The 2,506-nt window shown below is 58.1% G+C and carries 2 protein-coding genes and 1 pseudogene; all 3 read left to right on the top strand.

All coding sequences use genetic code 11. From position 1 onward, the window contains the following. A pseudogene (locus tag HMPREF2559_RS01555) lies at nt 1-647 on the top strand (amidohydrolase); the annotation flags it as partial. Nucleotides 648-861: 214 nt separating this feature from the next. Continuing rightward, nucleotides 862-2,205: a TRAP transporter large permease subunit gene (locus HMPREF2559_RS01550; RefSeq protein ID WP_066491661.1), complete on the top strand. Its 1,344-nt coding sequence runs from the start codon at nt 862-864 to the stop codon at nt 2,203-2,205. A gap of 16 nt (nt 2,206-2,221) precedes the next feature. Further along, nucleotides 2,222-2,458 (top strand): hypothetical protein, encoded by a 237-nt coding sequence (locus HMPREF2559_RS01545; RefSeq protein WP_066491671.1) that lies wholly within the window; start codon nt 2,222-2,224, stop codon nt 2,456-2,458. The last annotated feature ends 48 nt before the right edge of the window (nt 2,459-2,506 follow it).

The following is a 2,506-nucleotide window of genomic DNA, read 5'->3' as shown; positions in this document are numbered from 1 at the left end:
CTAATCAATGCACTCTAAAACCGGAAGAGCCACTTTTGCGCCAACAGATGCCGCCGGGGGATAGGCTCCACGCGATTATCGAGGACGGCGGCGATTCACCCAACGTCATCCCGCGACATGCCTCGCTCAACCTCTACGTGCGCTCGGGCGAGGTGGAAACCCTCCTCGATTTGTCCCGCCGCGTCGACGACATCATGCATGGTGCCGCACTCATGTCCGGCTGCGGCTACCGCGTCGAGTGGGACCTCAATCCCATGTCACTGCCGGTGCGCAACAACGAGGTCCTCGCACAGCGGTGGGCGCGCACGCAGTCCCTGCGCGGCCGTGTTGCCTTGCCTGCCGGCGTCGTTCCGGAGACCCTCGCTGCGTCCACGGATTTTGGCAACATCTCGCACCTTGTGCCCGGTATCCACCCCGTTATCAAGGTCTCGCCCGACGATGTCGTCCTGCATACCGAAGCCTTCCGCGAATGGTCTATCAGCGACAACGCCCGCACCGCCGCTGCCGATGCCGCCGTGGGGCTCGCCCAGACCGCCTTCGACGTTCTGGCAGACCCGGAGCTTCTCGATGCCGCCCGTGCCGAGTTTGCCGCCGCCGGTGGCGCCAAATCGGTGGAGCAATTGTTGAGTGGGGAGCATCAGATTTAGTTTCTGTATCTATTGTGCCGGGGTGTGGTTGCACCGCCCCGGCTTTCTTTGTTTTCAGTCACTGATGGAGGGGAACCCGTGCATTCTTCGTGGTTTAGCACCGAAGAAGTGGGGTATTCGGGGGTGTTTGAAAATTAGCAAACTTTAAACGTGTGACGTGTAACATGCTACGGTGACTCGTATCACTTAATTGGAGCACTATAAGGAGGCGCATATGGGCATCGCAGCCCTTGTGGTCTTTATCGCGGTGACGGTGATTATGAACACCGCCCTTAAGCGCGAGATTTCGGAGTCTCTGGTCGTAGCCCTCATTGCCACGGCATTGCTGGGCGGCACCCATGCCCCCGCGATGCTGGGCAAAGCAGTTTTTGGTGCGGCGCAATCAGAGGTCACGTTCGCAGGTATGGCTTTCGTGTTCATGGGCATTGTCGTGCAGTCGACGGGTCTCATCGACCGTCTCATTGAAATTTTGAACTCCATCTTCGGTCGGTTGCGTGGCGGCGCTGCGTACGTCTCGACACTGGGTTCTGCGATGATTGGCCTTATTGCTGGTTCAACCGCTGGAAACTCTGCAACGGTTGGCTCGGTGACTATCCCATGGATGAAGCGTGCTGGGTGGTCTTCGGAACGCGCCGCGACGCTCGTCGCTGGCAACTCCGGACTCGGCGTCGCGTTGCCGCCGAACTCTACGATGTTTATCATCCTGGCGCTGCCAGCAGCTACTGGTGCATCGGCTTCAAGCGTCTATGTCGCTCTAGCATGTGGTGGCGCCTACGCGGTCCTTTACCGTTTGGCGGTCGTGTTCTTGTGGACGCGTACCGATAAGATCGCGGCCACTCCGCGTGAAGACCTCAAGTCATTCGCGCAGGCGATGAAGGAAGGCTGGCGCTCGCCGTCTATCTTCTTGGGCATCATCATCCCCGTCATTCTCACGATCGGCCCGGTTGCCGGTTACCTCACGTCCCAATTGGGCAAGGAAGCTGTGAAGTCGATCTCGATCATCGTGTGGGTGCCGATTCTTATTACGCTCATCGCGCTTCTCGAAGGTGCGAAACATATCCGTAACAACAACGAGCATTTCCGTATTCAGCTTAAGCAGGACGCGCATCAGTTCGCCACGGTAGGAATTTCCCTCTTTGCTGCCTTGGCTGCAGCGAAGATTATGGAGGAACTCGGCGTCGGACCGCAGCTGTCTGGCCTACTTGACTCGATGAGTCTGCCGCGCTGGCTCATGCTTATTGTCGTCGGCGTCCTTGCAGTCCTCGTCGCCACGCCACTGTCTTCGACTGCAACTGCGGCGGCTATCGGTGCGCCAGCTATGGCGGCTCTTATAGCAGTGGGGCTCGACCCGACTGTTGCCATTGTCGCCATCCTGCTGTGTACCTCCACTGAGGGAGCCTCCCCGCCGGTTGGTGCACCCATTTATCTCTCGGCAGCTATGGCGGATGCTAATCCGCCGAAGATGTTCGTGCCGCTCATTGTTTATTTTGTGTTGCCGATGATCGCGTTGTCCTGGCTCATCGGAATGGGTTGGTTGCCCATCTACGTCGCTCAGTAAGAAAGGGAAACCAAAAATGAAAATGGTCTTTAGCGCATTTCAAGTGCTGTTCTTCGTATTCATGGCGCTGTTTCTTATCGGCGGCGTGTGCATCATTCTCACCCAGACCTTCGGCATCGTCATTGGTAGTGGCGACGTGGTTTCCGGAGTGGAGAATTGGCTTGCTCCGGTTACCTACAGCTGTGCCACACTCTGTGCTGTCTGCGCGTTCGTGCTGACTTATCGCCCGAAGCCGCAGAGCACCAAGCACTAGGTCCTTAACGCTGGAAGCGGGCGCCCGTGGAGCAATCCACGGGCGCCC

It is taken from the genome of Corynebacterium sp. HMSC072G08 (assembly GCF_001809185.1).
In the GTDB taxonomy this organism is placed as follows: Bacteria; Actinomycetota; Actinomycetes; order Mycobacteriales; family Mycobacteriaceae; genus Corynebacterium; species Corynebacterium phoceense.
The sequence above is the reverse complement of the archived record's forward strand: the minus strand, read 5'-3'. Positions and strand labels throughout refer to the sequence as shown.